Source organism: Arthrobacter sp. M71 S08 (assembly GCF_059089725.1).
Genome location: NZ_JBNHEY010000025.1, coordinates 1 through 301 on the forward strand (window position 1 = coordinate 1; position 301 = coordinate 301).

The following is a 301-nucleotide window of genomic DNA, read 5'->3' on the forward strand; positions in this document are numbered from 1 at the left end:
CGCCGTTACCCGGATACAGCCACAGCCTGCCCGAAGAATCCCGAGCCAGAACATCGACCTTGCCGTCACCGTTGAAGTCACCCGGACCGACGATGCTGGTCATCGTATTCCACCCCGAACCGGCCTGCGTCCTGGTCAGCCACCCGCCGTCGCCGTTACCCGGATACAGCCACAGCCTGCCCGAAGAATCCCGAGCCAGAACATCGACCTTGCCGTCACCGTTGAAGTCACCCGGACCGACGATGCTGGTCATCGTATTCCACCCCGAACCGGCCTGCGTCCTGGTCAGCCACCCGCCGGC

1 protein-coding gene is annotated in these 301 nt (G+C 64.5%); it reads right to left on the minus strand.

Going from position 1 to position 301, the window contains the following annotated elements; all coding sequences use genetic code 11:
• Nucleotides 1-253 (minus strand): FG-GAP repeat domain-containing protein (locus tag AC5RTB_RS16600; protein WP_494062146.1); only part of this gene is annotated, 253 nt, incomplete at its 3' end.
• Nucleotides 254-301 lie beyond the last annotated feature (48 nt).